Source organism: Nesterenkonia salmonea, assembly GCF_005771525.1.
GTDB lineage: Bacteria > Actinomycetota > Actinomycetes > Actinomycetales > Micrococcaceae > Nesterenkonia > Nesterenkonia salmonea.
Map to the genome: position 1 here is coordinate 1 of NZ_VAVZ01000129.1, position 448 is coordinate 448.

1 protein-coding gene is annotated in these 448 nt (G+C 56.9%); it reads left to right on the plus strand.

From position 1 onward, the window contains the following. On the plus strand, positions 1 to 411 hold a 411-nt coding region (locus tag FEF26_RS15570; protein WP_208012970.1), incomplete at its 5' end, for a hypothetical protein. Between the last annotated feature and the right edge of the window lie 37 nt (positions 412 to 448).

Below are 448 nucleotides of genomic sequence, written 5' to 3' on the forward strand. Positions count from 1 at the left end.
CATCGCCCGGTCCCTGCTCGAAAGCGGAGGATTCAGACTACAACTACACCCTGGATTGTGAAGAGCCGGATAAAATTCTGGCAATTTCTGCTAAATAGGTCACAGAATCTTAAGAATAAGATGGACGAGCTCCGGGAACAACTTGAGAACATGAGCTGGGGCCAGCGCAATGTCCCCGGCCGGGAGGGCCCGGCTGTCGCAAGAGACCTTGCCAATCTCAAGGAGGCCTACAACTCCACCGTGGTCGGTGAGAGGGACCTAATGAGGGAGTACACCTTGCTCATCGACTCCGCTGCTAGGACCCGTGCTGCGCTTGAATCGTCGTACCCGTCAGATACCGAGAGCTCGCCGACACTCGTCTATTGGCAGGATGAGGCGGGCGTGGCGGATAGCCGGAGTTGGAAGCAATAGTCTGCGTAGTTGGAAGCGGCGTTCCGGTGACCGGGTA